Origin of the sequence: Micromonospora sp. MH99, assembly GCF_021442385.1 — a bacterium.
Classification (GTDB): Bacteria; Actinomycetota; Actinomycetes; order Mycobacteriales; family Micromonosporaceae; genus Micromonospora.
Genome location: NZ_MUZA01000008.1, coordinates 1 through 24818, shown reverse-complemented (window position 1 = coordinate 24818; position 24818 = coordinate 1). Strand labels below are relative to the sequence as shown.

The 24818-nt window shown below is 72.5% G+C and carries 30 protein-coding genes and 1 pseudogene; 13 read left to right on the top strand and 18 right to left on the bottom strand.

What is annotated here, in order from left to right; translation table 11 throughout:
* The first annotated feature begins 5 nt into the window (after positions 1 to 5).
* The 3 genes from B0E54_RS06425 (at position 6) to B0E54_RS06415 (ending at position 2423) form a co-directional block, all read left to right on the top strand.
* On the top strand, positions 6 to 1013 hold the full coding sequence (locus B0E54_RS06425) for a LacI family DNA-binding transcriptional regulator (RefSeq protein WP_234582332.1): 1008 nt from the start codon (positions 6 to 8) through the stop codon (positions 1011 to 1013).
* 98 nt (positions 1014 to 1111) lie between these two features.
* Positions 1112 to 1525, top strand: a complete 414-nt coding sequence (locus tag B0E54_RS06420; protein ID WP_234582331.1) for a RidA family protein — start codon at positions 1112 to 1114, stop codon at positions 1523 to 1525.
* A 1-nt stretch (position 1526) separates the two neighbouring features.
* Complete coding sequence (locus tag B0E54_RS06415) at positions 1527 to 2423, top strand: GNAT family N-acetyltransferase (protein WP_234582330.1); 897 nt, start codon at positions 1527 to 1529, stop codon at positions 2421 to 2423.
* Between the two features lie 18 nt (positions 2424 to 2441).
* Here B0E54_RS06415 and B0E54_RS06410 read toward each other — a convergent pair whose 3' ends face one another.
* From B0E54_RS06410 to B0E54_RS06390, 5 genes are all read right to left on the bottom strand, one after another.
* The gene (locus tag B0E54_RS06410) at positions 2442 to 3026 is read right to left on the bottom strand and encodes a TetR/AcrR family transcriptional regulator (RefSeq protein ID WP_234582329.1); all 585 of its coding nucleotides are present in this window, start codon (positions 3024 to 3026) and stop codon (positions 2442 to 2444) included.
* A gap of 69 nt (positions 3027 to 3095) precedes the next feature.
* A complete protein-coding gene (locus tag B0E54_RS06405; protein WP_234582328.1) occupies positions 3096 to 3827 on the bottom strand; it encodes an ABC transporter ATP-binding protein in 732 nt (243 codons plus the stop codon).
* Positions 3824 to 4954 (bottom strand): FtsX-like permease family protein, encoded by a 1131-nt coding sequence (locus tag B0E54_RS06400; protein ID WP_234582327.1) that lies wholly within the window; start codon positions 4952 to 4954, stop codon positions 3824 to 3826. The genes B0E54_RS06405 and B0E54_RS06400 overlap by 4 nt, the downstream gene beginning before the upstream one ends.
* A gap of 114 nt (positions 4955 to 5068) precedes the next feature.
* On the bottom strand, positions 5069 to 5584 hold the full coding sequence (locus B0E54_RS06395; RefSeq protein ID WP_234582326.1) for an O-acetyl-ADP-ribose deacetylase: 516 nt from the start codon (positions 5582 to 5584) through the stop codon (positions 5069 to 5071).
* Position 5585: 1 nt separating this feature from the next.
* Entirely contained in the window at positions 5586 to 6377 is a 792-nt protein-coding gene (locus B0E54_RS06390) for an EI24 domain-containing protein (RefSeq protein ID WP_234582325.1), read from the bottom strand.
* Between the two features lie 200 nt (positions 6378 to 6577).
* Here B0E54_RS06390 and B0E54_RS06385 point away from each other — a divergent pair, with 200 nt between their 5' ends.
* The 5 genes from B0E54_RS06385 to B0E54_RS06365 are packed head-to-tail and all read left to right on the top strand — an operon-like array spanning position 6578 to position 11159.
* On the top strand, positions 6578 to 7486 hold the full coding sequence (locus B0E54_RS06385) for an ABC transporter ATP-binding protein (protein ID WP_234582324.1): 909 nt from the start codon (positions 6578 to 6580) through the stop codon (positions 7484 to 7486).
* Between the two features lie 12 nt (positions 7487 to 7498).
* Entirely contained in the window at positions 7499 to 8233 is a 735-nt protein-coding gene (locus tag B0E54_RS06380) for an ABC transporter permease (RefSeq protein ID WP_234582323.1), read from the top strand.
* An 11-nt stretch (positions 8234 to 8244) separates the two neighbouring features.
* Positions 8245 to 9513, top strand: a complete 1269-nt coding sequence (locus tag B0E54_RS06375) for a sensor histidine kinase (protein WP_234582322.1) — start codon at positions 8245 to 8247, stop codon at positions 9511 to 9513.
* Positions 9510 to 10151 (top strand): response regulator transcription factor, encoded by a 642-nt coding sequence (locus B0E54_RS06370; protein ID WP_255786558.1) that lies wholly within the window; start codon positions 9510 to 9512, stop codon positions 10149 to 10151. Before B0E54_RS06375 ends, B0E54_RS06370 begins: the two co-directional genes overlap by 4 nt.
* Before the next feature lie 24 nt (positions 10152 to 10175).
* Positions 10176 to 11159 (top strand): YafY family protein, encoded by a 984-nt coding sequence (locus B0E54_RS06365; RefSeq protein WP_234582321.1) that lies wholly within the window; start codon positions 10176 to 10178, stop codon positions 11157 to 11159.
* A 22-nt stretch (positions 11160 to 11181) separates the two neighbouring features.
* Here B0E54_RS06365 and B0E54_RS06360 read toward each other — a convergent pair whose 3' ends face one another.
* The 6 genes from B0E54_RS06360 to B0E54_RS06335 all read right to left on the bottom strand — a co-directional run bounded on the left by B0E54_RS06360 (position 11182) and on the right by B0E54_RS06335 (position 15504).
* Positions 11182 to 12096, bottom strand: a complete 915-nt coding sequence (locus B0E54_RS06360; RefSeq protein ID WP_234582320.1) for an SDR family oxidoreductase — start codon at positions 12094 to 12096, stop codon at positions 11182 to 11184.
* Positions 12097 to 12142: 46 nt separating this feature from the next.
* Positions 12143 to 12880, bottom strand: coding sequence for an alanyl-tRNA editing protein (locus B0E54_RS06355; protein ID WP_234582319.1), 738 nt, complete (start codon positions 12878 to 12880; stop codon positions 12143 to 12145).
* A gap of 11 nt (positions 12881 to 12891) precedes the next feature.
* Positions 12892 to 13779, bottom strand: coding sequence for an alpha/beta fold hydrolase (locus tag B0E54_RS06350; RefSeq protein WP_234582318.1), 888 nt, complete (start codon positions 13777 to 13779; stop codon positions 12892 to 12894).
* Positions 13776 to 14090, bottom strand: a complete 315-nt coding sequence (locus tag B0E54_RS06345; protein WP_234582317.1) for a DUF2516 family protein — start codon at positions 14088 to 14090, stop codon at positions 13776 to 13778. The genes B0E54_RS06350 and B0E54_RS06345 overlap by 4 nt, the downstream gene beginning before the upstream one ends.
* Before the next feature lie 71 nt (positions 14091 to 14161).
* On the bottom strand, positions 14162 to 14881 hold the full coding sequence (locus B0E54_RS06340; RefSeq protein ID WP_234582316.1) for a hypothetical protein: 720 nt from the start codon (positions 14879 to 14881) through the stop codon (positions 14162 to 14164).
* Entirely contained in the window at positions 14878 to 15504 is a 627-nt protein-coding gene (locus tag B0E54_RS06335; RefSeq protein ID WP_234582315.1) for a helix-turn-helix domain-containing protein, read from the bottom strand. The genes B0E54_RS06340 and B0E54_RS06335 overlap by 4 nt, the downstream gene beginning before the upstream one ends.
* Positions 15505 to 15616: 112 nt before the next feature.
* Between B0E54_RS06335 and B0E54_RS06330 the strand changes: the two genes are divergently transcribed.
* A complete protein-coding gene (locus B0E54_RS06330) occupies positions 15617 to 16414 on the top strand; it encodes an alpha/beta fold hydrolase (protein WP_234582314.1) in 798 nt (265 codons plus the stop codon).
* A 112-nt stretch (positions 16415 to 16526) separates the two neighbouring features.
* Here the strand turns inward: B0E54_RS06330 and B0E54_RS06325 are convergent, their stop codons facing one another.
* The 4 genes from B0E54_RS06325 to B0E54_RS06310 form a co-directional block, all read right to left on the bottom strand.
* Positions 16527 to 17486, bottom strand: coding sequence for an asparaginase (locus tag B0E54_RS06325; protein WP_234582313.1), 960 nt, complete (start codon positions 17484 to 17486; stop codon positions 16527 to 16529).
* Between the two features lie 94 nt (positions 17487 to 17580).
* Positions 17581 to 18408 carry a 3-keto-5-aminohexanoate cleavage protein gene (locus tag B0E54_RS06320; RefSeq protein WP_234582312.1) on the bottom strand — a complete coding sequence of 276 codons (828 nt, stop codon included), beginning with the start codon at positions 18406 to 18408 and terminating at the stop codon, positions 17581 to 17583.
* A 23-nt stretch (positions 18409 to 18431) separates the two neighbouring features.
* The gene (locus B0E54_RS06315) at positions 18432 to 19544 is read right to left on the bottom strand and encodes a folate-binding protein YgfZ (RefSeq protein WP_234582311.1); all 1113 of its coding nucleotides are present in this window, start codon (positions 19542 to 19544) and stop codon (positions 18432 to 18434) included.
* Positions 19541 to 19969, bottom strand: a complete 429-nt coding sequence (locus B0E54_RS06310; RefSeq protein ID WP_234582310.1) for a Fur family transcriptional regulator — start codon at positions 19967 to 19969, stop codon at positions 19541 to 19543. The genes B0E54_RS06315 and B0E54_RS06310 overlap by 4 nt, the downstream gene beginning before the upstream one ends.
* A 69-nt stretch (positions 19970 to 20038) precedes the next feature.
* Here B0E54_RS06310 and B0E54_RS06305 point away from each other — a divergent pair, with 69 nt between their 5' ends.
* On the top strand, positions 20039 to 20917 hold the full coding sequence (locus B0E54_RS06305) for an aminotransferase class IV (protein WP_234582309.1): 879 nt from the start codon (positions 20039 to 20041) through the stop codon (positions 20915 to 20917).
* A gap of 4 nt (positions 20918 to 20921) precedes the next feature.
* On the opposite strand, the gene B0E54_RS06300 is transcribed toward B0E54_RS06305, so the two are convergent.
* Both B0E54_RS06300 and mtfM read right to left on the bottom strand, forming a co-directional pair.
* Entirely contained in the window at positions 20922 to 21512 is a 591-nt protein-coding gene (locus tag B0E54_RS06300; RefSeq protein ID WP_234582308.1) for an FABP family protein, read from the bottom strand.
* Positions 21513 to 21567: 55 nt separating this feature from the next.
* Positions 21568 to 21672: a small membrane protein MtfM gene (gene mtfM, locus B0E54_RS32605; protein WP_305076120.1), complete on the bottom strand. Its 105-nt coding sequence runs from the start codon at positions 21670 to 21672 to the stop codon at positions 21568 to 21570.
* Positions 21673 to 21684: 12 nt separating this feature from the next.
* Here mtfM and B0E54_RS06295 point away from each other — a divergent pair, with 12 nt between their 5' ends.
* The 3 genes from B0E54_RS06295 to B0E54_RS06285 all read left to right on the top strand — a co-directional run bounded on the left by B0E54_RS06295 (position 21685) and on the right by B0E54_RS06285 (position 24573).
* A complete protein-coding gene (locus B0E54_RS06295; RefSeq protein ID WP_234582307.1) occupies positions 21685 to 22059 on the top strand; it encodes a DsrE family protein in 375 nt (124 codons plus the stop codon).
* A gap of 82 nt (positions 22060 to 22141) precedes the next feature.
* On the top strand, positions 22142 to 22522 hold the full coding sequence (locus B0E54_RS06290; protein WP_234582306.1) for an SCP2 sterol-binding domain-containing protein: 381 nt from the start codon (positions 22142 to 22144) through the stop codon (positions 22520 to 22522).
* The gene (locus tag B0E54_RS06285) at positions 22519 to 24573 is read left to right on the top strand and encodes a glycogen debranching N-terminal domain-containing protein (RefSeq protein WP_234582305.1); all 2055 of its coding nucleotides are present in this window, start codon (positions 22519 to 22521) and stop codon (positions 24571 to 24573) included. Before B0E54_RS06290 ends, B0E54_RS06285 begins: the two co-directional genes overlap by 4 nt.
* A 19-nt stretch (positions 24574 to 24592) precedes the next feature.
* Here the strand turns inward: B0E54_RS06285 and B0E54_RS06280 are convergent.
* A pseudogene (locus tag B0E54_RS06280) lies at positions 24593 to 24818 on the bottom strand (hypothetical protein); the annotation flags it as partial.

Below are 24818 nucleotides of genomic sequence, written 5' to 3'. Positions count from 1 at the left end.
TCGCGATGACCACGGCTCAGCGGCCGACGCTCGAGGCGGTGGCGGCACGGGCCGGGGTGTCCCGGGCCACCGTCTCGCGGGTCGTCAACGGCTCCACCACAGTCGCCGAACCCATCCGGGAGGCCGTCAACCGGGCGGTCGCCGAGCTGGGGTACGTGCCCAACCTGGCCGCCCGCAGCCTGGTCACCCAGCGGACCGACTCGATCGCCCTGGTCATGCCGGAGGCGGCCACCCGGGTCTTCTCCGACGACCAGGTCTTTCCCGGCATCATCCGGGGCGTCAGTCAGGAGTTGGAGGCCGCCGACAAGCAACTGGTGCTGATGCTGGCCGGCTCACCGGCCGGGCACCAGCGGGTCGAGCGGTACACCACAGGTCGCCACGTCGACGGGGTGCTCTTCGCCTCGCTGCACGGCGCCGATCCGCTGCCGGGCACGCTGGCCCGCCTCGGCATCCCCGTGGTGGTCAGCGGCCGGCCGCTCGGCGACGTACCAGTGCCGTACGTCGACGTGGACCACGTCGGTGGGGTCACCACCGCCGTGCGACACATGATCGACGGCGGTCGCCGGCGGATCGCCACCATCGCTGGCCCGCAGGACATGGTCGCCGGGATCGAACGGCTGATCGGCTACCGGGAGACGGTGGCCGCCGCCGGGCTGCCCGAGCTGATCGCCGTCGGCGACTTCACCCGCGAGTCCGGTGCGGCGGCGATGGACCGCCTGCTCACCGATCATCCCGACCTGGACGGGGTGTTCGCCGCCTCGGACCTGATGGCACACGCGGCCCTGCGCACGCTGCGTGCGGCCGGCCGACGGGTGCCGGAGGACGTGGCGGTGATCGGCTTCGACGACATCGAAACCGCCGCCTACACGGAACCGCCGCTGACCACCGTCCGGCAACCGATCGTGGAACTCGGCCGGCGGATGACCCAGCAACTGCTCCGCCTCGCCGCCGGCGAGGAGATCGAGCAGTCGCTGATGCTGCCGACCGAGCTGATCGTCCGCGCCTCGGCCTGACGGGGCTGCTGCCCCGCTTCAAGATCCGCACAATCTCCCCGGACGCCGGGGCGCTTAATGCGTCGCTGTGGCGGGCGATCGTCGTTAGCCTCGCCGGCATGCCGGATCCTGTCGCGTTGCTGCACGTGCCCGCACTCTCCGACGTCGCCGAGTACGCGTACGCCGCCACCGTCGATCCGCCCGCCCGGCTGGTGTTCACCGCTGGCGCGTGCCCCCTGGACGCCGAGGGCCGTACCGTCGCGCCAGGTGACCACGCCGCGCAGGCCCGGCAGGTGCTGACGAACCTCTCCACCGCCCTGGACGCGGCCGGCGCGCGGCTGACCGACGTCGTCAAGACCACCGTGTACGTGGCGTCGTCGCAGCAGAAGGACCTGGTGACCGTCTGGGAGGTGGTCCGGGACTTCTTCGGCGACCACGACCCGCCCAGCACCCTGCTCGGGGTGGCCGTGCTCGGCTACACCGACCAGCTCGTCGAGGTCGAGGCCGTCGCCGCCGTACGGACGGGGGCCTGACATGCGTATCCGTGTGGCGCAGCCGGACGACGCCCCGGACGTGGTGGCCCTGCGGGCGACCGTCCACCCGTACCTGGTGCGTGGGGTCGAGTCGACCCGCAAGATGATCGCCGAACCGCCGCCCGGGGAGGACTGGACGGCGTTCGTCGCCGAGGTGGACGGCCGCGTGGTGGGGTGGGTGTCCGCCGAACGCATCGGGACGACCTCGGCGGCGAACGTCGGTGGCATCAACCTGCTGCACGTGCACCCGGAGCACCGGCGGCGCGGCGTCGGGACGGCGTTGCTGACCGCCGCGACCGACTACCTGCGACCGTTGGGAATCCGCCGGGTACGTGCCATGGCACAGCCGGACGCGCTGCCGTTCGCCCGTCACCACGGGTACGAGCCCAGTCGGGAGGTGCGCTACTCGGCGCTCGACCTGAATCCGGCGCCAGCGCTGCCCGAGCCGCCCCCGGGCGTACGGCTGCATCCGATCGCCGGCCTGGACCCACACCTGCTGTACGTGGCGGACGTGGCCTCGGCGGCGGACGAACCGGGCGACGTGCCTGTCGACGCGAAGAGCTACGAGAGCTGGCAGTACGACGTGTGGGACAACCTCGGGCTGGACAAGACGTCCAGCACCGCCGCCGAGGTCGACGGTGTGGTGGTCGCCTTCAGCCTCGTGAAGCGCGATGGCGACCGGATGTGGTCGGACTACACCGGCTCCGTCCCCGCGTACCGGGGGCGTGGGCTGGCCCGGCTGGCCAAGGCGGCGGCGCTGCACCGGGCCGCCGCCAACGGCGTGCGGATCGCGTACACCTCGAACGACGAGGCCAACGCGCCGATGCTGGCGATCAACGCCCGACTGGGCTACCGGCCCGTGGGATCCCAGTGGTCCTGCCTGGCGGAGCTGACCTGACCAGCTCCGCCGGCAGCCTCAGCCGCTGTCGCGGTCGAGGTACGGGCTGAGTAGCTCGCGGGCGAGGTTGGTCGCCTCGTCCAGGGCGAGCCCTCCCTCGATCATGCGACTCAGGGCGTAGACGATCGACTGCACCAGTTCGGCCACCCGGACCGGGTCCGAGGAGCCGTGGTCGGTGAGGGCGGCGCGCAGCGGGGCTTCCAGGCGGTCGTGCATGAGTCGGCTGGAGCTGGCGAGTGTCTCGCTGCTGCCGGCCGACGCCAGCGCGCGGGCCAGCGCGTGGTCGCCGCGGGCAACCAGTTGCAGGTTGCTGTCCACGTACGCCTGGATCTTCTGGCCGGGGGTGCCGGCCGCGTCCATCTGCTTCTCGACGTAGGCCGACCAGCGGGGGAACGTCTCGGTGACGAGGGCGTCGAACATGTCGGCCCGGGACTTGAAGTACGAGTAGACGCTGGACCGGGCCAGACCGGCGTGCTGGGCCACCTCGGCCAGACCAGGGATCTGCTCGGGGTGTCTCGACAGCAGGGTGCGTGCCGCGTCGAGCAGCGCGGCGCGTTGGGACGCCCGGTGCTCGGCGACGGTCGCGGCCTGGATCTTCGGCACGCCGCCCCCCTCGTTCCGGACGGGCGTGGCCGGCCGGCCTCTGCGGCCGTGCCCCACCCGTCGTCGTGGTCAGCTGCTGGCCGCGAGCTTGCCGTCGACCATCTCGTAGACGGTGTCACAGTATTGCAGGACGTCGTGGTCGTGAGTGACCATGACCACCGCCACCGACCGCTGCCGGGCCTCGTGGGCCAGCAGCTGCACGATCTCGTGACTGCGTGCCCGGTCCAGCGCCGCCGTCGGTTCGTCGACCAGCAGCACGCTGGGCTCGGTGACCAGTGCCCGCGCGATTCCGACGCGCTGGCGTTCGCCGCCCGACAGCTGGTGGGGGCGCCGGCCGGCCTTGTCCGCCATACCGACGTCCGCGAGCAGTTCCAGCGGGTCACGGCCGGACCGCTGCGACCGCGGCCCCAGCCGCAGGGGCAGCCGCAACTGGTCGGCGGCGGTCAACGCGGGCAGCAGGTTGCCCGACTGGAACACGAACCCCACATGCCGGCGGCGCAGCTCCGTACGCGTACGGCGACTCGGAACTGTCATGTCCTGACCGGCCACGGTGACGGTTCCGTGGTCGGGCCGGGCCAGGCCGCCAGCGACGGCGAGCAGGCTGGACTTGCCCGCACCGGACGGACCCACGACCGCGGCGAGTTCACCCGGTCGCACCGTCAGGTCGACGTCGTCGAGCGCCTGCACGGTCTCAGCGGCGTTGCCGTGCCGCAGGGACACCGCACGCATCACCAACCCCAGCCGCTCGGGTGCGTCGTCGGCGGATGCGGTCGAAGCGGTCGGAGCGGGACGGCTGCTCATCGGTTTCCTCCCAGAGCGGTGGCCGGGTCGACAGAGGTGATGCGGATGACCGCCGCGCCGGCTCCGATCAGGCCGAGGACGACGAGGCCGACCCCGGCCGCGGAGATGCTCGGCATGCTCAGCGCGAACGGGATACCGCTGCCGGTGATGAGGGCGCCGAGCGCGAGCCCGATCCCCACGCCGACGGCGACAGCGGCCGCCAGCAGCACGAGGGCCTGCGTCAGCGCGTCGCGCAACACCCAGCCGGTCGAGGCGCCCAGCGCCCGCAGGACGGCCACCTCGGGCTTGCGCTGGATCGCCCACACCGCGAAGAACGCTCCGGCGACCAGCGCCGAGATCGCGTACAGGAATCCCTGGATCAGTTGCAGCGTGGTCGTCTCGGCGGTGTATCCCGGCGAGGCGCCGTAGGACTCCTTCAGGGTCAGGCTCTCGGTGCCCGCCGCGGTGTCCCCGGCGGAAAGGTCGACGGACTTACCGTCGTCCGCGCGGACCGCCACCGCAGTGATCTCCGTTGCGGCGCGCTGCGGCAGCGCCGTGCCGGGTGCGGTGCCGGACTTGATGGCCTGCCACGCGGCCAGCGGCACGTACGCCACGTCCACGTGCCCGAAGGTGTCCTGCTGCTCGGTGACGCCGACGACCCGCAGCCGCGTGCCGAGCCGATCGATGGTGACCGTGTCGCCCATCCGCAGGCCCGCGTCCAGCGCCGTGGGGCTGACCACGATCCCGTCCTCGGTTCCCAGTCGCTCACCCTGACTGACCGACGGCGACAGGAACGAGTCGGGCTGGACTCCGAACAGCGCCAGGTCGATCTCCGTTCCCCGGTCCGTACGCGTGTTCACCAGCGTGTTGCCGAAGGGTGCCGCCTCCGCGACGCCCGGCTGGGCAGACCACTCGTCCACCGCCGACAGGTCCACCACGCTGCGGGAGAACGCCGAGTCACGCTGGACGTCGTGCGCGAAGGCGAATGAGGTGACCGGCAGGTTCTGCAGCCCGGACACCCCGTCGCGGACCAGCCCGACCGACAGGCCCGACAGCATCACCATCAGCACGGCGATCAGGGCGATCACCGCGCCCATCAGCGCGAAGCGCAGGCGGGCAAAGCTCAGCTCACGAATGGCGAGGAACATCAGCGCCCGCCCGCAGGGGTTATCGACATCATGTCGATATGTTATCAACAGGATGTTGGCAAAGTCGGCGTGCTCCGCTGTGACGAGGCGGACAGGGCCGGCCCGGCGTAGTGATCAGGCGGTGTCGAGGACGCGGCGGGCGGTGGCGTGGGTGTCGGCGCCGAAGAGCACCAGGCGGGCCTCGGTGACGGTGGCCGGCGCGGCCGACCGCAGCACCGACAGCGCCTGACGGACGGCGTCGTCGACAGGCCACCCGTAGATGCCGGCGGAGATCAGCGGGAACGCCACGGTCGCCGCGCCCAACTCGTCGGCCACCCGCAGGCTGTTGGCGTAGCAGTCGCGCAGCAGCGGCGAGCGGTCCTCGGTGCCGGACCAGACCGGCCCGACGGTGTGGATCACCCAACGGGCGGGCAGCTCCCCGGCGGTGGTGGCCACCGCCTGACCGGTCGGCAGGCCCCTGCCGTACCGGGACGCCCGCAGCGCCCGGCACTCGGCCAGGATGGTTGGCCCGCCGCGCCGGTGGATGGCGCCGTCGACACCGCCGCCGCCGAACAGGGACGAGTTCGCGGCGTTCACGACGGCGTCGACCCGTTGGGCGGTGATGTCCCCCTCGACCAGGGTGATCTCCACGTCAGCTCTCCTCGATCGACTGGCCGAGTGACCGGCGGGCCAGCAGGGTGGCACCGGCGACCGCAGCCGGCATGACCAGCACTGCGCCGAGCGGAATGAGGAAGCAGAGGAACACCGCCACCCCGAAGCCGAGGGCCATGGGCCGGTCCGCCTTGAGGATCGTCCGGCGTTGCGGCAGCCGCATGCCACGTCGGTAGAACGGCGCTCCGACCAGCTCGACGGCGAGGAACCAGCCACCCACCGCCGCCCCGATCACCGGCACGACAGTCTGGCCGACCACCGGGATGAAACCGGCGAAGAAGAGCGGGATGCCGACCAACGCCGTGAGGGCCACCAGGCGTACCGAGTCGGCGAGGCTGCGGCGCAGCGACGACCAGAACGGCACGTCCACCGCGTCCGGGGTGCCGCCGAGCCGTTCCTCGACCCGCTCGGAGATCTTCTCGTAGAACGGATCGCCGATGACCAGGGTGACCGCCGTGAAGGCGAGGACACCGAGCAGGCCACCGAGCCCCAGGAAGGCCAGGCCGGCGATCACCCGGACCAGGCTGCGGCCGGTGCTCGACCAGTCGTCGGCGAACGGCGTGACAAGCGCGGCCAGGTCGTCCACGAAGTACACCAGGGTGGCGAGCAGGGCCACGAAGAGCGCACCGGAGATCAGCGCCGGCACGATGCCGAGCAGCATCAGCCCGGGGCTGCGGACGTACAGGCCCAGGCCGCGCAGGAGCAGCCGCACCCCGAGGAAGAAGCGTCCGACGGCCCCGGTCACCGGGCTGGCGATTCTGCTGGCGTCCACGATCGAGCAGCCTAACCAGCCGTGTCCGAAACCGCCGGGCGGAGCGCTAGCAGCGATGCCGCGCGTCCACATCAACCGATTGACGGACGGCGGCGATCCACCGGGATCGCCGGGGTCCGTCGCCGACCGGTCGATTCGCCGCCGGGCCAGCCCGACGACCCTTGAGGGGTACGAAGTCAGCGGCGGCGGAAGGCGGCACGATGCCGGTCATCGAGGTGACCCACCTGAAGAAGCGGTACGGCGATCTGGTGGCGGTGGACGACGTGTCACTCACCGTGGAGGCCGGTGAGATCTTCGGCGTTCTCGGTCCCAACGGCGCCGGCAAGACCACCACAGTGGAATGTGTCGCCGGGCTGCGCGTCCCGGACGGGGGCGGGGTGTCGGTCCTCGGGCTCGACCCGCGCCGGGACGCGGCCCAGCTCCGGCAGCGGGTCGGGGTGCAGCTCCAGGAGAGCCAGCTGCCCGACCGGCTCCGGGTCGCCGAGGCCCTGGAGCTGTACGCCTCGTTCTACCGCAACCCCGCCGACCCGGCCGCCCTGATCGACAAGCTGGGCCTGGGCGAGAAGCGGAACACCGCGTACAAGAAGCTCTCCGGCGGTCAGAAGCAGCGGCTCTCCATCGCGCTGGCCCTGGTCGGCAACCCGGAGATCGCGATCCTCGACGAGCTGACCACCGGGCTGGACCCGCAGGCCCGCCGGGACACCTGGGGTCTCATCGAGCAGGTCCGCGACAGCGGAGTGACGATCGTGCTGGTCACCCACTTCATGGAGGAGGCCGAGCGGCTCTGCGACCGGATCGCGGTGATCGACCGGGGCCGGGTCGTCGCCCTGGACACCCCGACGGGCCTGGTGTCGGCGGTGGCTCCGGAGCAGCGGGTCCGGTTCCGGCCCTCGGCGCCTGTCGACGACCGGCTCCTCACCGACCTGCCCGAGGTGTCCGACGTGCGGCGCACCGGCGGTCAGGTGGTGGTGACCGGCACCGGTGACCTGCTGCACGCCGTCACCTCGGTGCTCGCCCGCCACCAGATCGTCGCCGCGGACCTGCGGCTGGAGCAGTCCACCCTCGACGACGCCTTCGTCGAGCTGACCGGGCACCGGCCCGTCGACTGAAAAGGGGCAAGCATGCACGCCTTCCGTCAGATCCTGAGGATCGAGGCGCGGCTCTACCTGCGGGACCTGCCGACGCTGCTCACCATAGTCGGGCTACCCACGATGATCCTGGTGGTGCTCGGGTTGATCCCCTCGCTCCGCGAGCCGGATCCGAACTTCGACGGGCAGAACTTCGTCAACTACTTCGCCCCGTCGCTGCTCGTGGTCACCCTGGCCATGGTCGGGGTGAACACGATGCCCATGGCGCTGGCGACCTACCGGGAACGCGGCGTGCTGCGTCGGCTGGCGACCACTCCTGCGCACCCAGGCGCTCTGCTCGCCGCCCAGCTGGTGGTGGCCCTGGCCGCGATCCTGGCCAGCGCGCTGCTGCTCATCATCGTCGGCCGGTTGGCGTTCGGGGTGCCGCTCCCGGAGCACCCGCTCGGCTTCGCCCTGGCCTTCGTCCTCGGCACGGCGGCGCTGCTGGCGCTCGGGCTGCTGGTCGCCGCCGTGGCTCGGACGACGAAAGCGGCCCAGGCCCTGGCCGTGCCACTGTTCCTGCTCACCATGTTCTTCGGCGGGGTCTACCTGCCCCGGTTCCTGCTCCCGGACGCCGTGGCGCGGATCGGCGACTACACGCCGCCCGGGGTGCAGGCGCTCCTCGACGCCTGGACCGGCCCCTCGCCGCAGCCGCTGCACCTGGCGATAATGGCGGTGATCGCCGTGACGGCCGGGGCTGGCGCAGCGAAACTGTTCCGCTGGGAGTGAGCGGGGATCCGATGACCAGCAGCGGTGGGTACGACCGGCTGACCAGCTGGCGAAAGCGCGAGGCGAACGTCTATCGCGTGTTCCCGTACGGCGGGCTGGCGCTGGGCACCCTGCTGGCCCTCGTCGCACCGGCACCCGCCAGCCCCGGGGCGGCGCCCACCCTCGCCGTCGCCGTGGCTGCCGGCTGCTGGGTCGCCTGGTTCGTCACAGTGCACCCCGACTGGCAGAGTCGGCGCAAGCTGATGGCTGTCTACTACGCCGGGCTGCTCACGTTCGCGGCTGTGCTGGTGGCGGCCAGCCCGTGGTACGGCTTCTTCGCCTGGATCGGTTACATCCACGCCTTCCCGGTGCTGCCCGGACGTTGGCGGGTCGCCGGAATGGTCACCACTGCCACCCTCGTCGCCACCTCGCAGGGCGGCGGTCTGGCGGTGGTGACGTCGCACTGGCCACTCTGGCTGGTGCTGGTGCTCTTCAACCTGCTGGTGGCCGGCTCGGTGAGCTGGTTCGCGACGATGGCCGAGAAGGAGGACGCCAATCGCCGACGGCTGATGGCGGAACTCGGCGAGGCCAACCGTCAACTCACCGAGACGGTCCGGGAGAACGCCGGGCTGCACGCCCAACTGCTCACCCAGGCACGCGAGGCCGGCGTGCTGGACGAGCGCCAACGGATGGCGCGGGAGATCCACGACACCCTGGCCCAGGGGTTGACCGGGATCATCACGCAACTGGAGGCGGCCGAGCAGACCCGGGACCGCTCCGCCGACTGGCGCCGGCACGTCGACAACGCGCTCGCGCTGGCCCGGGAGAGCCTCACCGAGGCCCGCCGCTCGGTGCGGGCGGTCCGCCCGGAGCCGTTGGAGACGGCCCGACTGCCGGACGCGCTCGTCGAGCTGGGTGGGCGCTGGGCGGCCCTGCACGGGGTACGGGCCGACGTCGCCACCACCGGTACGCCCCGCCCCCTGCACCCGGAGGTCGAGGTGACCCTGCTGCGGGCCGCCCAGGAGGCGCTGGCCAACGTGGCCCGGCACGCCGCCGCGTCACGGGTCGGGCTGACCCTGTCGTACATGACGGACGTGGTCACCCTCGACGTCCGTGACGACGGGACGGGCTTCGACGCCACCGGCCAACCGGCGTCCCGCGAGCCGGGCGGCGGGTACGGGCTGACCGCGATGCGGCAGCGCGTGACCCGGGTCGGTGGCGAGTTGGCGGTCGAGTCCGAGCCGGGCAGCGGCACCGCCATTTCGGCGTCCGTCCCCGCGCTGCCGGGAGGTGCCGGTTGACCGCCCCGATCCGGCTGCTGATCGTCGACGACCATCCGGTGGTGCGCGACGGGTTGCGGGGCATGTTCACCGGCGACCCGGGATTCGAGGTCGTCGGTGAGGCGGCGGACGGCTCGGAGGCGTTGACCCTGGTCGCGACGGTGCGGCCGGACGTGGTGCTGATGGACCTGCGGATGCCCGGCATGGACGGGGTGACCGCCATCGGCACGTTGGCCCGTTCCGGCAGCACCGCCCGGGTGCTGGTGCTCACCACGTACGACACGGAGGCCGACGTGCTGCCGGCGATCGAGGCCGGCGCCACCGGCTACCTGCTCAAGGACACGCCCCGCGAGGAGTTGGTCCGCGCGGTACGGGCCGCCGCCCGGGGTGAGTCGGTGCTCGCGCCGAGCGTCGCCGGGCGACTGATGGGCCGTCTCCGTACGCCGGTCGAGGAGCCGCTCAGCCAGCGTGAGCTGGAGGTGCTCACCCTGGTGGCCCGGGGTGCCTCCAATCGGGAGGCCGCGGCCCGGCTGTTCATCAGCGAGGCCACCGTCAAGACACACCTGCTGCACCTGTACGCCAAGCTCGGGGTCAACGACCGGGCCGCCGCGGTGGCCACCGCGTACGACCGGGGGCTGCTGACCCCCGGCGGGCGGTGAGCGGGGGCCGGGCAGGATGGGCTGGTGCGCGCGTCCCGACTGATCTCGCTGCTGCTGCTGTTGCAGGCGCGCGGATCGATGACGGCGGGTGAGCTGGCGCGGGAGCTGGAGGTCTCCGAACGGACCGTCTACCGGGACGTGTTGGCGCTGTCCGCCGCCGGGGTGCCGGTGTACGCCGACCGGGGCCGTGCCGGCGGCTACCGGCTGCTCGGCGGATACCGGACGCGGCTGACCGGGCTGACCCGCGACGAGGCGGAGGCCCTCTTCCTCGCCGGGCTGCCCGGCCCGGCCGGCGACATGGGCCTGGCCGACGCGGTGGCCGCCGCCGAGCTGAAAGTGCTCGCCGCGCTGCCGCCGGCGCTGCGCGACGCGCCGGTCCGCGCGGGGCAGCGGTTCCACCTGGACGTGCCGGGCTGGTTCCGGGAAACACCGCCACCGCAGTGGTTGGCCGAGCTGGCGCGGGCGGTCTGGGGAGACCGGGTGGCGCAGCTGCGGTACCGGCGCGGCGCGCAGGAGGTGACCCGCCTGGTGCAGCCGTACGGGCTGGTCCTCAAGAACGGGGTCTGGTACCTGGTCGGCCGGGTCGGCGACGACACGCGCACCTACCGGGTGGACCGGGTGACCGGTGTCGAGGTGGGCGAGGAGCACTTCGAGCGGAACGAGGGCTTCGATCTGGCCGGGCACTGGCGGGAGCAGGCCGGGGAATTCCTGCGGACCATGCTGCGGGCCGAGGTGACCGTCCGGCTCACCCCCGCCGGCCTGCGCCAGCTCCGGCACCTTGTCGATGCCCCGCACGTGTACGACGAGGTGGTCGCCGCCGCCAGCGAGCCCGACGAGGAGGGCCGCGTGGTGACCCGGCTGCCCGTCGAGTCGGTAGATGTCGCGTACGCCCAGTTGCTGGCGCTGGGCCCGGAGGTGGAGGCGCTCGACCCGCCGGAGCTGCGCGCACGGATGGCGGACGCGGCACGCCGGGCCGCCGCACGCTACGACGGCCCGGCCGTGCCGTGACACCGGTCAGCGGGTCAGCGGGTCAGCGGTAGCCGGTGACGTCGGCCGGCTTGCCCGCGTCGACCACCTCGGTGATGTACCGGATGGCCTCCGGCTGGCTGCCGTCGACGTCGGTGAAGCCGTACACCTTCGACAGCGTCCCCGCGTCGACTGACTGACCGTTCCACCGGGCCTTCTCCTCGTCGGCGGCGAGCGCGGCCACCGCGCGGCCGACGAAGGCCGGGGTCTCCGAGATGAGGAAGTGCGGGTCGGTGGCGGCACCGTCGCGCCAGTTCTCCTCGGTGACGCCGAAGTGCTCCAGCATCGCCTCGGAGCGCAGCCAGCCGGGGGTGAGCGCGACAGCCGTGCCGCCGTGCGGCTTCAGCTCGTGCGCCTGGGTGAAGGCGAGCCGGTTGACCGAGACCTTGGCCAGGTCGTAGAAGACCGAGAGGCGGTAGTTCTCGTCGTTGTACGCCTTGGTGCCGTCGCCGATCTCCACGACCAGGCCACCGGGCTTGCGGATCAGCAGCGGCAGGGCGAAGTGGCTCGTGATGATGTGCGTGTCGACGGCCAGCCGCAGGGTGCGGAAACCCGCCTCCAGCGGCTGCTCCCAGACCGGCTTGTCCCAGGTCACCAGGGGGTCGCCGCCCCAGATGTCGTTGACCAGCACGTCGAGTCGACCCTGCTCGGCGTCGATCCGGGCGACCAGGTCGCGGACCTGTTCGGGCACCAGGTGGTCGACCCGCACGGCGATGCCGGTGCCACCGGCCGCGGTGACCAGCTCGGCGGTCTCCTCGATGGTCTCCGACCGGTCCATCTCCGAACGGCCGGCGCGGCTGCTGCGGCCGGTGGCGTACACGGTGGCGCCGGCGGCACCCAACTGGACCGCGATCTGTCGACCGGCGCCCCGCGTGGCACCGGCGACGAGCGCGATCTTTCCTGCGAGCGGTTGTGTCATGCCTCCGAGGCTGCCAGTGATACCTGACAGCCGCCGTCCGAATTTGTCAGTCCACCAGCCGGACGCGGACCCGACGGTTGGCCCGCCCCTTGCTCTCCACCTTGACCACCTGCACCTTGCCGATCTGGGCGGTGGACGCGACATGGGTGCCGCCGTCGGCCTGGACGTCCAGGCCGACGATGTCGACGATCCGGACCTCCTGCTCGTCCGGCGGAATGAGGTTGGACTGGGTACGGATGATGTCCGGAAGGGCCAACGCCTCGGTACGCGGCAGCACCCGCGTGGCGACCGAGCGGTCGGCCGCCACCTCGGCGTTGACCAGCTCCTCGATGCGGCTCTTGAAATCCGGGGGGACCTCGGGGAGGTTGAAGTCCATCCGGGCCTCGCCCGGCTCCATCGAGTTGCCGGTGACCAGCGCGCCGAAGTCGCGGAACACCACGCCGCAGAGCACGTGCAACCCCGAGTGCGTACGCATCAGACGGGTGCGGCGCTCGTCCTCCAGCGCGCCGACGACCTCGGTGCCGACCGGCGGCAGCGGGTCACCCTCGGCGGGGATCAGGTACGGGTCGTCGCCCTTGCGGGTGCCGACGATCCGGGTCTGCACGCCCTGCCAGAGCAGTACGCCGTGATCCGGCGGTTGACCGCCGCCGCCCGGGTAGAACGCCGAGCGGTCCAGGACGATGCCCTGCTCCGGGTCGGCGTGCAGGACCGTGCAGGTCCACTCCCGCAGGGTCGGGTCGGCGAGATCCAGCCGGTGCGTCCGGCCATGTTGTGTGACGCCCATGACAGGGCACGTTACTCGTTGAGGAAGCCGGAGATGCGCCCGCGCAGATCGGCGCGTTCCGACCAGAGAACGCCCGGCCGGTCGTACACGTGCAGGGTGGCCTGGGGCAGCGCGGCGGCGAGCTGCTCGGCGACCTCGACCGGGTGCAGGTCGTCGCCGGCGCAGCCGATCACCAGGGCCGGCGCGGTGACCGCCGCCAGGGCGGTGGCGTCGCTCAGTGGCACCTGATCCGCCAGGGTGGCCAGGCCGTCGGCCAGACCGTCGCGGAGCAGCTGGTCGAGCCGCTGCCGCAGGTACGCCCAGCCGGCCGGCGTGTTGCGGACCGCCACCGGTAGTTCCAGCGAGACGACGTCGGCGACGGCCGAGGCGTCACCGCTCTCGACGGCCTCCAGCAGGGCGCTGACACGTTCCCAGGCGACCGGACCACGGGGCTGATCGAGCACCGCCGGCAGGAAGAACACCAGTTTCTCGAAGCGCTCCGGGCTCTCGGCCAGCAGGGCGCAGAGCGCGCCCGCGCCGAGGCTCGCCCCGAACGCGCGGCTGGCGCCACCGAGATCGGCGATGGCCCGCAGGTCGCGGGCCAGGTCGAGGTAGGTCCACGGGCCGGGCGGCGCCTCGGAGCGGCCGTGCCCCCGGAACTGGAAGAACAGCCGACGACCGGCCACCCCGCTGCCGAACGGCCGCGTGGTGGCGATCCCGTTGCCCAGCCCGTGCGCGAAGACGGTGACCGGATCACCGACGCCGGTGACCAGGCGCTCCAACTGCACGCCGTGCGGGGTGGCGACCAGCTCCGTCTCCGGCTCCGGCAGAGCGGGCCGGCCGGTACGCGGCCCGCCCGGGCCCGGCCCCCAGGTGCGGGGGCCGCTGTCCGGTGGAGGGGGCCAGCGGAAACCTCTCACCAGAACCCTTTGCCGTCGCTGAGGTCGCGGAGACCGACCCGCACGTCGAGCAGGTAGATGAGCGCGGCGGCGATGCCGATCAGTCCGAAGAGGCTGATCGGACCGCGACTGAGCAGGATCAGCACGAGGCAGACCGCCAGGATGGCGATCCAGCCGCCCTTGGGCAGCGTCCCGATGGCGGAGAATGCGTCGGAGCGCTGCGTGATGGCATGCACCAACGCGACACCCTGGATGATCAACGCGAAGACGAGCAGGATCAGCTCGATCACGTAACGGACTTCGAACGCGAAGATCGGCGCGGCGGTGGCCATGCCGGCAAGTTTATGTCGGCGACCCCGACTACGTCCGTCAAGGACGCCGTCGGGATCGCCGACAGGACGAACTACTCGGCCGCCGGGCGGGTCCGCTTGGTGGCCCGGGGCAGCTTGGCCGACGGGGTCTCGGCTGCCGGCTTGGCGGCCTTCGCCCGGGCGGCCTTCTTGACGGCGGCCGGCTTGGCCTCGGCGATCTCGGCGACCTCGGCCGGGCTCGGCACCTCGGCCGGGGCCGGCGTCGCGGCCGGAGCCGTCGGGGCGGTCGCAGCCGTCGGGGCCGTCGCCTCGGCCGCGGCCGGCGCGGCCTGGGTGGCCTCGATGTCGGCGTTGACCGTCTCGGCGGCCTCCAGCACGCCGGCGCCGACGACCCGCTCGCCACGGGCGACCAGCGCGCCGTACGCGGCGAACGCCCGCTCCTGCGCGGCCTGGGCACCGGCGATCACCACGGCGGCGTTGCGGGTCGCGGCGGCCCGCAACTTGTCGATGTCGGCGACCTCGCGGAGCTTGGCCAGGTCGGCCGACTCGCGCAGCTTGGCGAGGTCCAGCTCGGCCTGCGCGCGACCGCGCAGGGTCTCGGCGGTCTCGTTGGCGGTACGCAGCGTCTCGGTGGCCTTCTGGCGCAGCTCGAAGCCGGTCAGCACCGCCCGGCCGCCGAGGTCGGCGACGACCCGGGTGCCGTGGAGGCCGACGGTCGCGGGCAGCTTGCGCAGCTGCTCGATGGCCAGTTCGGCGGCACCGGCGGCGGCGTAGATCGGGGCGGGGATGCGGTTGGTCTTCGGCTCGGTCATGACGTCTCCTCCTCGGCCGCCTCGGCGGCCTTGCGGACCGCCGGTCCGGCGGCCTTCTCTTCGGGGGTGCTGCGCTTCTCGGGGGTGCTGGTGCTGCTGCCCGGGGCGGGTGCGGTGCCCGCCTCGGTGACGGCGACCGACTCGAGCACGGCCTCGGTCGGGGTGCCGCCCGCGGTGGTGGGGCCGGTGGCTGCCAGGTTGGCCACGTCGGCCGGCTCGTCGGCGACGTCGGTCGGGGTGGTCGCGGCGGCGGCCTGGGCCTCGGCCTGGGCCTCGGAGAGCCGGGCGTTCTCCCGGCGGAACGTCTCGTAGATCTGGCTGAGCGACTGCTTCTGGGCCATCGTGAGGTCGGTGTCCACCGCGATGGCGGCGAGCACACCGTGGCCCTCCTTGTCGTCGAGCAGCCCGGCCCGCAGGTACATCGCCGGGGTCGAGACCCGCAGCGCGCTGGCCAGTTGCTGGAGCACCTCGGCGCTGGGCTTGCGCAGCCCGCGCTCGATCTGACTGAGGTACGGGTTGCTGACCCCCGCCTGCTCGGCGAGCTGACGCAGCGAGATCTTGGCGTTGCGCCGCAGATCGCGGATGAACCCGCCGACGTCGGGAAGGTCCTTGGGTGTGGCCATGGACCCGACGCTAGTGCCGCGTGCTAGCTCCTGCAAGCGAAACGCTTGCCAAAGTTAGCAAGGTCTCAGCATCACGTTTGCGCGCCGCTCGCCGGATCCGTACGGTCCGTTGGTGGACAAGATCACAGTCAACGGAGCACTTCTCGCGTACGACGAGGTCGGCACCGGTTCGCCAGTCGTACTGCTGCACGCCGGCATCGCCGACCGGCGGATGTGGCGGGGCGTCGTGCCCGCGCTCGCCGCCCGGCACCGGGTGATCGTCCCGGACCTGCGCGGGTACGGAGACTCCGAGCTGCCCCCGACGCCGTTCGCGCACCACGACGACGTGGCCGGCCTGCTGGACGCCCTCGACCTGCCCCGCGCCGCGCTGGTCGGCTGCTCCTTCGGTGGGTCGGTCGCCGTCGACACCGCGCTCGCGCATCCGGACCGGGTGAGCGCGCTGGCCCTGTTCGACACGGCGGTCTCCGGCAACGAGTGGTCCGATGAGGCCAACGACCTCTGGGACGACCTGGTCGGCGAGGTCGACCCGGACGACTTCGTCGCCGGGGCGGCCGGCGAGGTGCGGTTCTGGGTGGTCGGGCCGGGCCGCCAGCCGGCCGACGTCGACCCCGGACTGCTGGCGTTCGCGCAGGAGATGGACGAGCGCGCCCTGGCCGCCGAACTCGCGCTCGGCGCTGTGGAGGTGGGCGAGCTGACGCCTCCGGCGATCGGCCGCCTCGGCGAGCTGCGGGTGCCCGTCCTGGTCACCGCCGGCGCCGCCGACGTGCCGGACATCAGCCGCCTCGCCGACCGGATCGCCGCCGAGGTCCCCGGCGCGGTACGGCTGCCGGACGTGCCGGACGCCGCACACCTGTTGCCGCTGGAACGTCCGGAGCCGGTCAGCGCCGCCCTGCTCGCGTTCCTGACCTGAACACACAACCCCGACCGCGCCTGGCGCCACCCAGCCGGTTGATCATGAAGTTATTGCCACCCACGTCGGCGTGTCATGGCGATAACTTCATGATCAACGGGGTGGGGCCGGCTTACCAGAGCGGGCGGACCGCGCCTACCGGGAGGCCGCCGCCGAAGAGCGGGACCTCGGCGTACTCGGTCAGCACCGGGGCGTCCACGCCGAGCCGGCGCAGCGCGGAGACCAGCACCGGCATCCGGGCCCGGTCGGCCCCATCGTCGATCTTCAGAGCCACCGCGCCGACGCCCGGCAGCCCCACCGCGAACACGCCCTCGGCGCCGACCTTGGCCAGCAGGCCCGGGACACCGCGCATCAGCCGGGTGTCATCGGCCTGCGTGCCACCGACGATCTCCGGGTGCGCCCGCATCGCGTCGGCCACCGTGCGCGGCACCGATCCCGGCTCGGCATCGACCAGCCGGAGGAACGCCCCGGCCAGGCCGGTCAGCGACACCGCCAGCACCGGGGCACCACAGCCGTCGACCCCCACCGCCGCCGCCTGCTCACCGGTGAACTCCTCGATGGCGGCCCGCAACCCCTGCTGCAACGGGTGCTCCGGCCGCCAGTAGCCGTCCCGCGGCCACCCGGCGGCCTCGCAGGTCAGCAGCATTCCACTGTGCTTGCCGGAGCAGTTCATCTGCACCCGGCTCGGCCCGCCCCCGGCCCGCAGCACCGCCTCCCGGGCCGCCGCACCCACCGGCAGGTCGGGCGGGCAGTGCAGCGCCGAAGCGTCCAACCCGGCCCGCTCAAGGAGCGCGCCGACCCGGGCCAGGTGGAAATCCTCCCCCGCGTGGCTGGCCGAGACCAACGCCAGGTCGGCCGGATCGGTCAGCGGCAGGCCGGCGCGGAGCATCCCGATCGTCTGCATCGGCTTGCTGGCCGAGCGCGGAAAGATCGGCGCGGTCACGTCCCCGGCGGTCGCCAACGGCACCCCGGCGGCGTCCAGCACCACCACCGAGCCGCGGTGCGCGCCCTCCACGAACCCGGACCGAACCACCTCGGCGAGCGGCACGCCGCCCTCGTACGTCTTTCCCACGTGCTGGACGGTACCCAGGAGGCTGGACCGCCCGTCGGCGGGGTGACCAGGTCGTCCACCGCCCGGGTGACAGGGGCGCGGGAGGTTGCCGGCCTTACAGCCCGAGCAGCGCGCGGGCCTCGGTGGTGGTCAGCGGCGGACGCTGGGCGAGTTGCGCGAAGCCGACCGCGCGGGCGACCAACTGCATGTTGGACTCGACCGGCCGACCCTTGGCGTACGTCACCGTGTCCTCCATGCCGACCCGCAGGTGCCCGCCGGTCGACAGCGAGGCCAGCAGCACCGGGATCGTGCTCCGACCGATGCCGGTGGCCGAGAAGGTGGTGCCCGCCGGCAGGTCCGCCAGCATCCGGTGGGCGGCGACAAGCGTCTCGGTGGTGCCCGGCATGCCGCCCGGCACCCCCATCACGAAGTCGACGTGCACGTGCCCGCCCGCCGGCAGGCCGTACTTGGCAAGCAGCCGCTGCAACGCGGACAGGTGGCCGAGGTCGAAGATCTCGTACTCCGGCACGATGCCGCGCTCCTGCATCCGGGTGTGCAGGTCGACGATGAACTCCCAGCGGTTGAGGAAGACGTCGTCGCCGAAGTTGACGGTGCCCATGGTGCAGGAGGCCATGTCCGGACGCGCGTCGAGCACGGCGAGCCGGGACGCCTCCGGGTCGGTCACCGCGCCGCCCGAGGAGAGCTGCACGATCAGGTCGGTGCTCTCCCGCAGCGCCGCCACCGTCTCGGCCAGCCGGGCCGGGTCGAGGGTCGGCCGGGCCTCGTCGTCACGGATGTGGACGTGGATCACGGCGGCGCCGAGCGCCTCGCACTCCTTGGCGGTGAGCAGCAGCTCGTCCAGGGTCACCGGCAGCGCCGGCACCTCCGCCTTGGCCGACTCCGCGCCGGTCGGGGCCACCGTGATCAACGTCCCTGTCGTCATGCCGGCGATCCTAGACGCCCCGCTCAGGACGGGTCGATGGCCGCCGCGGTCTCGCCGATCATCAGCGGGGCGTCGTCCGGAACGTTCCGCTTCAGCACCGCGAGAGCGACCTGACCCAGTTCGTGGTGCAGCACGGCGGTCCCCACGAAGCCCACCGCCCGCCCGTCGAGGGTCACCGGCGTACCGGCTGTCGGCGGCTGGTCGGTGGTCACCCCGTCCAGGTGCAGCAGCACCAGGCGGCGCGGGGGCCGGCCCATGTTGTGTACGCGGGCCACCGTCTCCTGGCCCCGGTAGCAGCCCTTGTCCAGGTGCACCGCCGGGCCGATGAGGTCCACCTCTGCCGGGATGGTCCTGTGGTCGGTGTCCACCCCGACCCGCGGCTGCCGGGCGGCGACCCGGATCGCCTCGTACGCCCAGAGGCCGGCGACCGGCACGCCGGCCCCACGCAGTTCGGCGACCACCTGCTCCATTGCCGAACGGGGAACCAGCAGGTCCACCCCGAGGACGCCACGTCGGGCCCAGCCGCCCATCGGCAGCGGTCGGACGTCGTACCGGATGCCCGCTCGGGGCGGCACGGCCCCGGCGGCGAACTTCGGACCCGGCACCGGCACCAGGTCCGGCGCGGCCAGCCCGGTCACGCCGAGCGTGCCCAGGGCCTCGGACGCCGCCGGCCCGACCAGCGACAGCAGTGCCCGCTCGGCGGTGGCGTCGCGGGGGTCGACCTTGCTGAAGAACCGCATCTTCTCCAGGTACGCGAGCAGGCCCTCGGTCGCCCCCGGCTCGGTGTCCAGCCAGGTGGTCTCGCCGTCCTCGGCGACCAGGGCGTGCTGCTCGACGTGCCCGTGCGGGGAGAGCACCAGCAGCTCCGTGCCCTCGCCGGCGGCCAGCGTGCTCAGGTGCTGCGAGGTGATCGTGTGCAGCCAGCCGGCCCGCTCCTCGCCGGGCACCGCGATGATCCCCCGGTGCGACCTGTCGACCAGGCCGACCTCGGTGTCCAGGACGCGCTGCTCGCGCAGCGGGTCGCCGTAGTGCGCGGCCACCCCCCGCACCCCGGCCGCGACGTGCGCCGGGTCCGGCTGGTCACGGCTGGCCTCGTCGATGCTCTCGACGGCCACCGCGCCCGCGATGTCGATCATGTTTGATCCCCGTTCTCGCAGCGGTCGCAGACGCCGAAGAGTGACACGTGCCCGATGTCCACCCGGAAACCCCGCTGCTCGGCCAACTGCTCGGCCAGCGGTCGGAGCAGCTCCGGATCGATCTCGTCGATCGCGCCGCACTCCCGGCAGACGAGGTGGACGTGTTGGTGCTCGCCCGCCGCGTGGTAGGTCGGCGAACCGTGCGAGAGGTGGGTGTGGGTCACCAGGCCGAGCCGTTCCAGCAGCTCCAGCGTGCGGTAGATGGTGGTGATGTTGACGCCGGCGGCGACCTCCCGGACCGCGGTGTGCACCTGCTCCGGTGTGGCGTGGCCCAGATCGAGCACCGCCTGGAGGACGAGCTGCCGCTGGGCCGTCAGCCGCAGCCCACGGGCCCGGAGCATTTCCGCGAGGGAGGATTCGGACACCGTCCGATCATAGTTCGGCGATCGCGCCGACCTCCTGCGCGCGCCCGACCGCCGCTACGCTCGGCGGTCATGGTGACGTCGTCCGCCGGCAGTGTCCCGGCCAGGCCGAGCGCGCGGATCGCGGTGCTGGGGCGCGGCCTGATCCCGGCGGACGAACCCCTGCTGCGCGGCGACGACCTGGGCGTCCTGCACGGCGACGGGCTCTTCGAGTCGATGCACCTGCGGCAGGGACGGCCGTGGCTGCGCGACGAGCACCTGGCCCGGATGGCCAGGGCGGCGGCGGCCGTCGACCTGGACCTGCCCCCCACCGACGCACTTACCGATCTGCTCGACTCGGCGCTCGCGGGCTGGCCGGCGCAGGTGGAAGGCGCGCTGCGGCTGGTCTGCACCCGCGGCTCGGAGGCCGGTGGCCCGCCGACCGTCTACGCCACGCTGACCGCGGTGCCGGCGTCGTCGCTGGCGGCCCGACGGAACGGGATCGCCGTGGCACTCCTGCCGCTGGGGGTGCCCGCCGACGCGCGTACCGGCCTGGACTGGCTGCCGGCCGGGATCAAATCCACGTCGTACGCGGTCAACAGCGCCGCCCGCCGCTGGGCGCGCGCCAACGGGGTGGACGACGTGCTCTGGGTCTCGTCCGACGGGTACGCCCTGGAGGGGCCCATCGCCAACGTGGTGTGGCTCACCGGGGACACGATCTGCACGGTGCCCGCCACCACCGGCATCCTGCCCGGCACGACCGTCGCCTGGCTGCTCGCCCACGCGCACGAGCTGGGCCTCAACGGCGTCGAACGGATGGTGACCCCGGCGGAGCTGCACGCCGCCGACGGCGTCTGGTTCAGCTCGTCGGTACGCGGACTCGCCGAGGTCCGGATGCTGGACGGGGTACGCCGGGACCGCTGCCCGCGTACCCCCGCCCTGCACGAACTGCTGGGTTTCCCCGTCGACTGAAGCGTCAGCCGCCCACCCGGACGAGCCGGGCGGAGAGGTGCGGGCTGAGGGGGTGACCCATCGCCGCCATCTCCTGGGCGTACAGCAGCGCGCCCTCGACGATGCCGAAGAGGCGGTGCCCGCCGGTGACCTCCTTGGCGGTCGCCGTCCGAATCACCGCGTCGGTGGCGAACTCGACCTGGGTGCCGGTGCGCTTGCCGAGGTGCAGCTCCATCACCCCGGTCGGCGTGCTCAGCAGCGCCTCCAGCTCGTCGGTGGCCCGGCCGTCCACCATGACCGGCCGCCACCAGCCGACCTCACGCCCGGCGGGGCGGACGGGCCGGCTCTGCTCGTCGAGGATCCAGGCGCGCGACTCGTAGTGCAGGAACGGCCGGCCGTCGTGGCTGATCCGGATCTCCTGCGCGTAGTCGAAGTCCTCGATCGTGGGGAAACCACCCTTGCCCCGGCCGCGCCACAGACCGATGTACGGCAACAGGCCGTCCAGCGCCGGGTGCAGCTTCGGGCCGACCCGCAGGTCGTGACTCTCCTCGAACGGGTACTCCTCGACCGGCGGCGCGTTCAGCCACGGCGGCTGCAGCGGGTTCTCGTCGCTCACCGTTCCACCTTCGTTCGCGACTGCGGGGCTCGCAGGCCCGGCTCACTCCTCGCGCTCACCAACGTCCCCTCGAAATCTTCACTGCCAGGTAGACCAGGCCGCCAGCGAGCCCGCCCAGGCCGGCAACCAGCAGGCTGACGAACCCGATCTCGGTAACCATCGTGACCATCCTATGCTGGGCCCCATGGCCCGCTCTCTCGTCGTCAAGGTCACCGCTGGGACGGACGCCCCGGAACGGTGCGCGCAGGCGTTCACGGTCGCCGCCACGGCGGTCGCGGCCGGCGTGGACGTGTCGCTCTGGCTGACCGGGGAGTCGACCTGGTTCGCGCTGCCCGGCCGCGCCCAGGAGTTCGAGCTGCCGCACTCCGCGCCGCTGGCCGAGCTGCTGCACGTCATCCTGACCAGTGGTCGGGTGACCGCCTGCACCCAGTGCGCGGCCCGGCGGGAGATCGGCCCGGACGACGTACTGCCCGGTGTGCGGATCGCGGGCGCCGCGGTCTTCGTCGAGGAGGCGTTGGCCGAGGGCGCGCAGGCGCTCGTCTACTGACCACCGGCACGCCTCGGGGCAAGGGCATGGGCGGACTCCGGATACCGACCCGACATCTCGGACAGCTGCCTACGATTCGACTGTGACCGAGGCGACGGAGAGGTTCTTCGAATCGCTGCCGACGCGTGCGCCCACGATCCTGGGCGGCCTGGCCACGGGGACCCTGCAGATCGATCTCGGCATCGACCACCGGACCGAACACTGGCTGGTCCGGATGCGGCCGGGAGCGGTCCAGGCCAGCCGGGAGCGGGGCCCGGCCGACGCCATCTGGTACAGCAGCGCGGCCCTGTTCGACAGGCTGATCACCGGCGAGGCACAGGGACTCGCCGCGGTCCTGCGCAACGAGAGCACCTTCAGCGGTGACGTGGTGCTCTTCCTGGCCTTCCGCCGCTTCTTCCCGAACCCGCCGGGCACCCGTGACCCGCGCGAGGTGGCCCGACAGGCAGCCGGACGACGGTCGTGAAGGATCTCGTCAGCATCCTGGACGGCAACACCTTCCTGGTCACCGACCACCGCGGAGACATCGAACCGTCCTTCGACTTCCCGACCGGCCTGTTCTCCTTCGACACGCGATTCCTGTCGAGCTGGGTGCTCACCCTCGACGGCGAGCGGCTGCACGCACTCTCCGTGGACGACAGCGAGTCGTACCGGACCACGTTCTTTCTCGCGCCCGGCGAACCCACCCACTACCTCGACGCCAAGGTGTCGATGATCCGTCGGCGGGAGATCGGAGGTGGCTTCGAGGAGGAGCTGACCGTCCTCAACTACTCCGGCGCGGAGGCCGAGTTCACCGTCCGGGTCGAGATGGGCAGCGACTTCGCCGACCTGTTCGAGATCAAGCACGCCCAGCAGAAGGTCGGCCGGACGACGATCGGGGTGACCAACGACGAGCTGCGGTTGACGTACCGGCGGGAGGCCTTCCACCGCGAGACAGTGGTCCGCTCGACGGTGCCGGCGCAGGTCGACGCCGCCGGGATGACCTTCCGGGTCCGGATCGGCCGCAACAGCGAGTGGACGACCCGGCTGCACGTCTCCACTGTCGTCTACGGGGCGCGGGGCGAGGACATCCGGGCCACCCTGCCGTACGCGGGCAACCGCGGCGCGGATGCCATCCGCGCCGAGCAGCAGGAGCTGATCGACCGGGCGCCCACGCTCGGCTGTGACTGCGAGCCGCTGGCCGGGGCGTACCGGCGCAGCCTCAACGACCTGGCGGCGCTCCGCTATGAGTCGATCGCCCTGGGCGCGCGGCTGATCGCCGCCGGGCTGCCGTGGTTCATGACCCTGTTCGGTCGGGACAGCATCATCACCTCGTTGCAGGTGCTGCCGTTCCTGCCGGAGCTGATCCCGGCGACCATCCTCATGCTCGCCGGTCTCCAGGGGCACCGGGTGGACGACTTCCGCGACGAGGAACCCGGCAAGATCCTGCACGAGCTGCGGTACGGCGAGACCGCCGGTTTCGAGGAACAGCCGCACTCGCCGTACTACGGGTCGGCCGACTCGACGCCGCTGTTCGTCATCCTGATCGACGAGTACGAGCGCTGGACCGGCGACACCGCGCTGGTCAAGCGGCTGGAGCCACACGTCCGGGCGGCCCTTGAGTGGATCGACACGTACGGCGACCTGCTCGGCACCGGCTACCTCTGGTACCGCACCCGCAACCCCGAGACCGGGCTGCAGAACCAGTGCTGGAAGGACTCCTGGGACGCCATCTCGTACGCCGACGGCCGGCTGCCCGGCTTCCCCCGGGCCACCTGCGAGCTGCAGGGCTACGCGTACGACGCGAAGATCCGGGCCGCGCGGCTGGCCCGGAAGATCTGGAACGACCCGGCGTACGCCGACCGCCTGGAGCGGGAGGCGGCGGCGCTCAAGCAGCGGTTCAACCACGACTTCTGGATCGCCGACCGGGAGTACTACGCGCTCGCCCTGGACGCCGACGGTCGGCAGGTGGACGCGCTCACGTCGAACATCGGGCACCTGTTGTGGAGCGGGATCGTGGACGAGCCCCGAGCCGGCAAGGTGGTCGGCCACCTGCTCGGGCCTCGGCTCTTCTCCGGCTGGGGCGTGCGGACCCTGGCCGAGGGCGAGGGTAGGTACAACCCGATCGGCTACCACGTGGGCACCGTGTGGCCGTTCGACAACTCGATCATCGCCTGGGGCCTGGGCCGGTACGGCTACCGGGAGGAGGCCGGGCTGATCTGCGAGGCGATGCTCGCGGCGTCCCGCTACTTCGACGGGCGGCTGCCGGAGGCGTTCGCCGGCTACCCCCGCAGCCGCACCGGCTACCCGGTGGAGTACCCGACCGCGTGCAGCCCGCAGGCCTGGTCGAGCGGCACGCCGCTGCTGTTGCTGCGGGTCATGCTGGGGCTGGAACCGCAGGGCGAACACCTGATCATCGATCCGGCCGTGCCGCCGGGCATGGGCCGGGTGGAGCTGCTGGACATTCCCGGCCGCTGGGGCCGCGTGGACGCGTTGGGTCGAAGCCGAGGCCCGCAGGACCAGCAGACGGGCCGCTGATCCGGGCCGGACATCCGGCTCAGGCGGGGCAGCCGACGGTGGCGGCGACCCGGGCGGTGTCCGGGCCGAGTTCGGCCAGCACTGTGACGTCCCCGGCGCGGTACACGTACACCGGGGGGTTGTCCAGCAGTGGGGCGTCCCCGGCCAGCGGGGCGAGCGCGCCGGCGGTGGCCGGGCCCGGCCCGGCGGCGGACCGTGCGGTACGGGCCACGGCGCCGTCCGGGCACGGCGCGGTGACCAGGTCC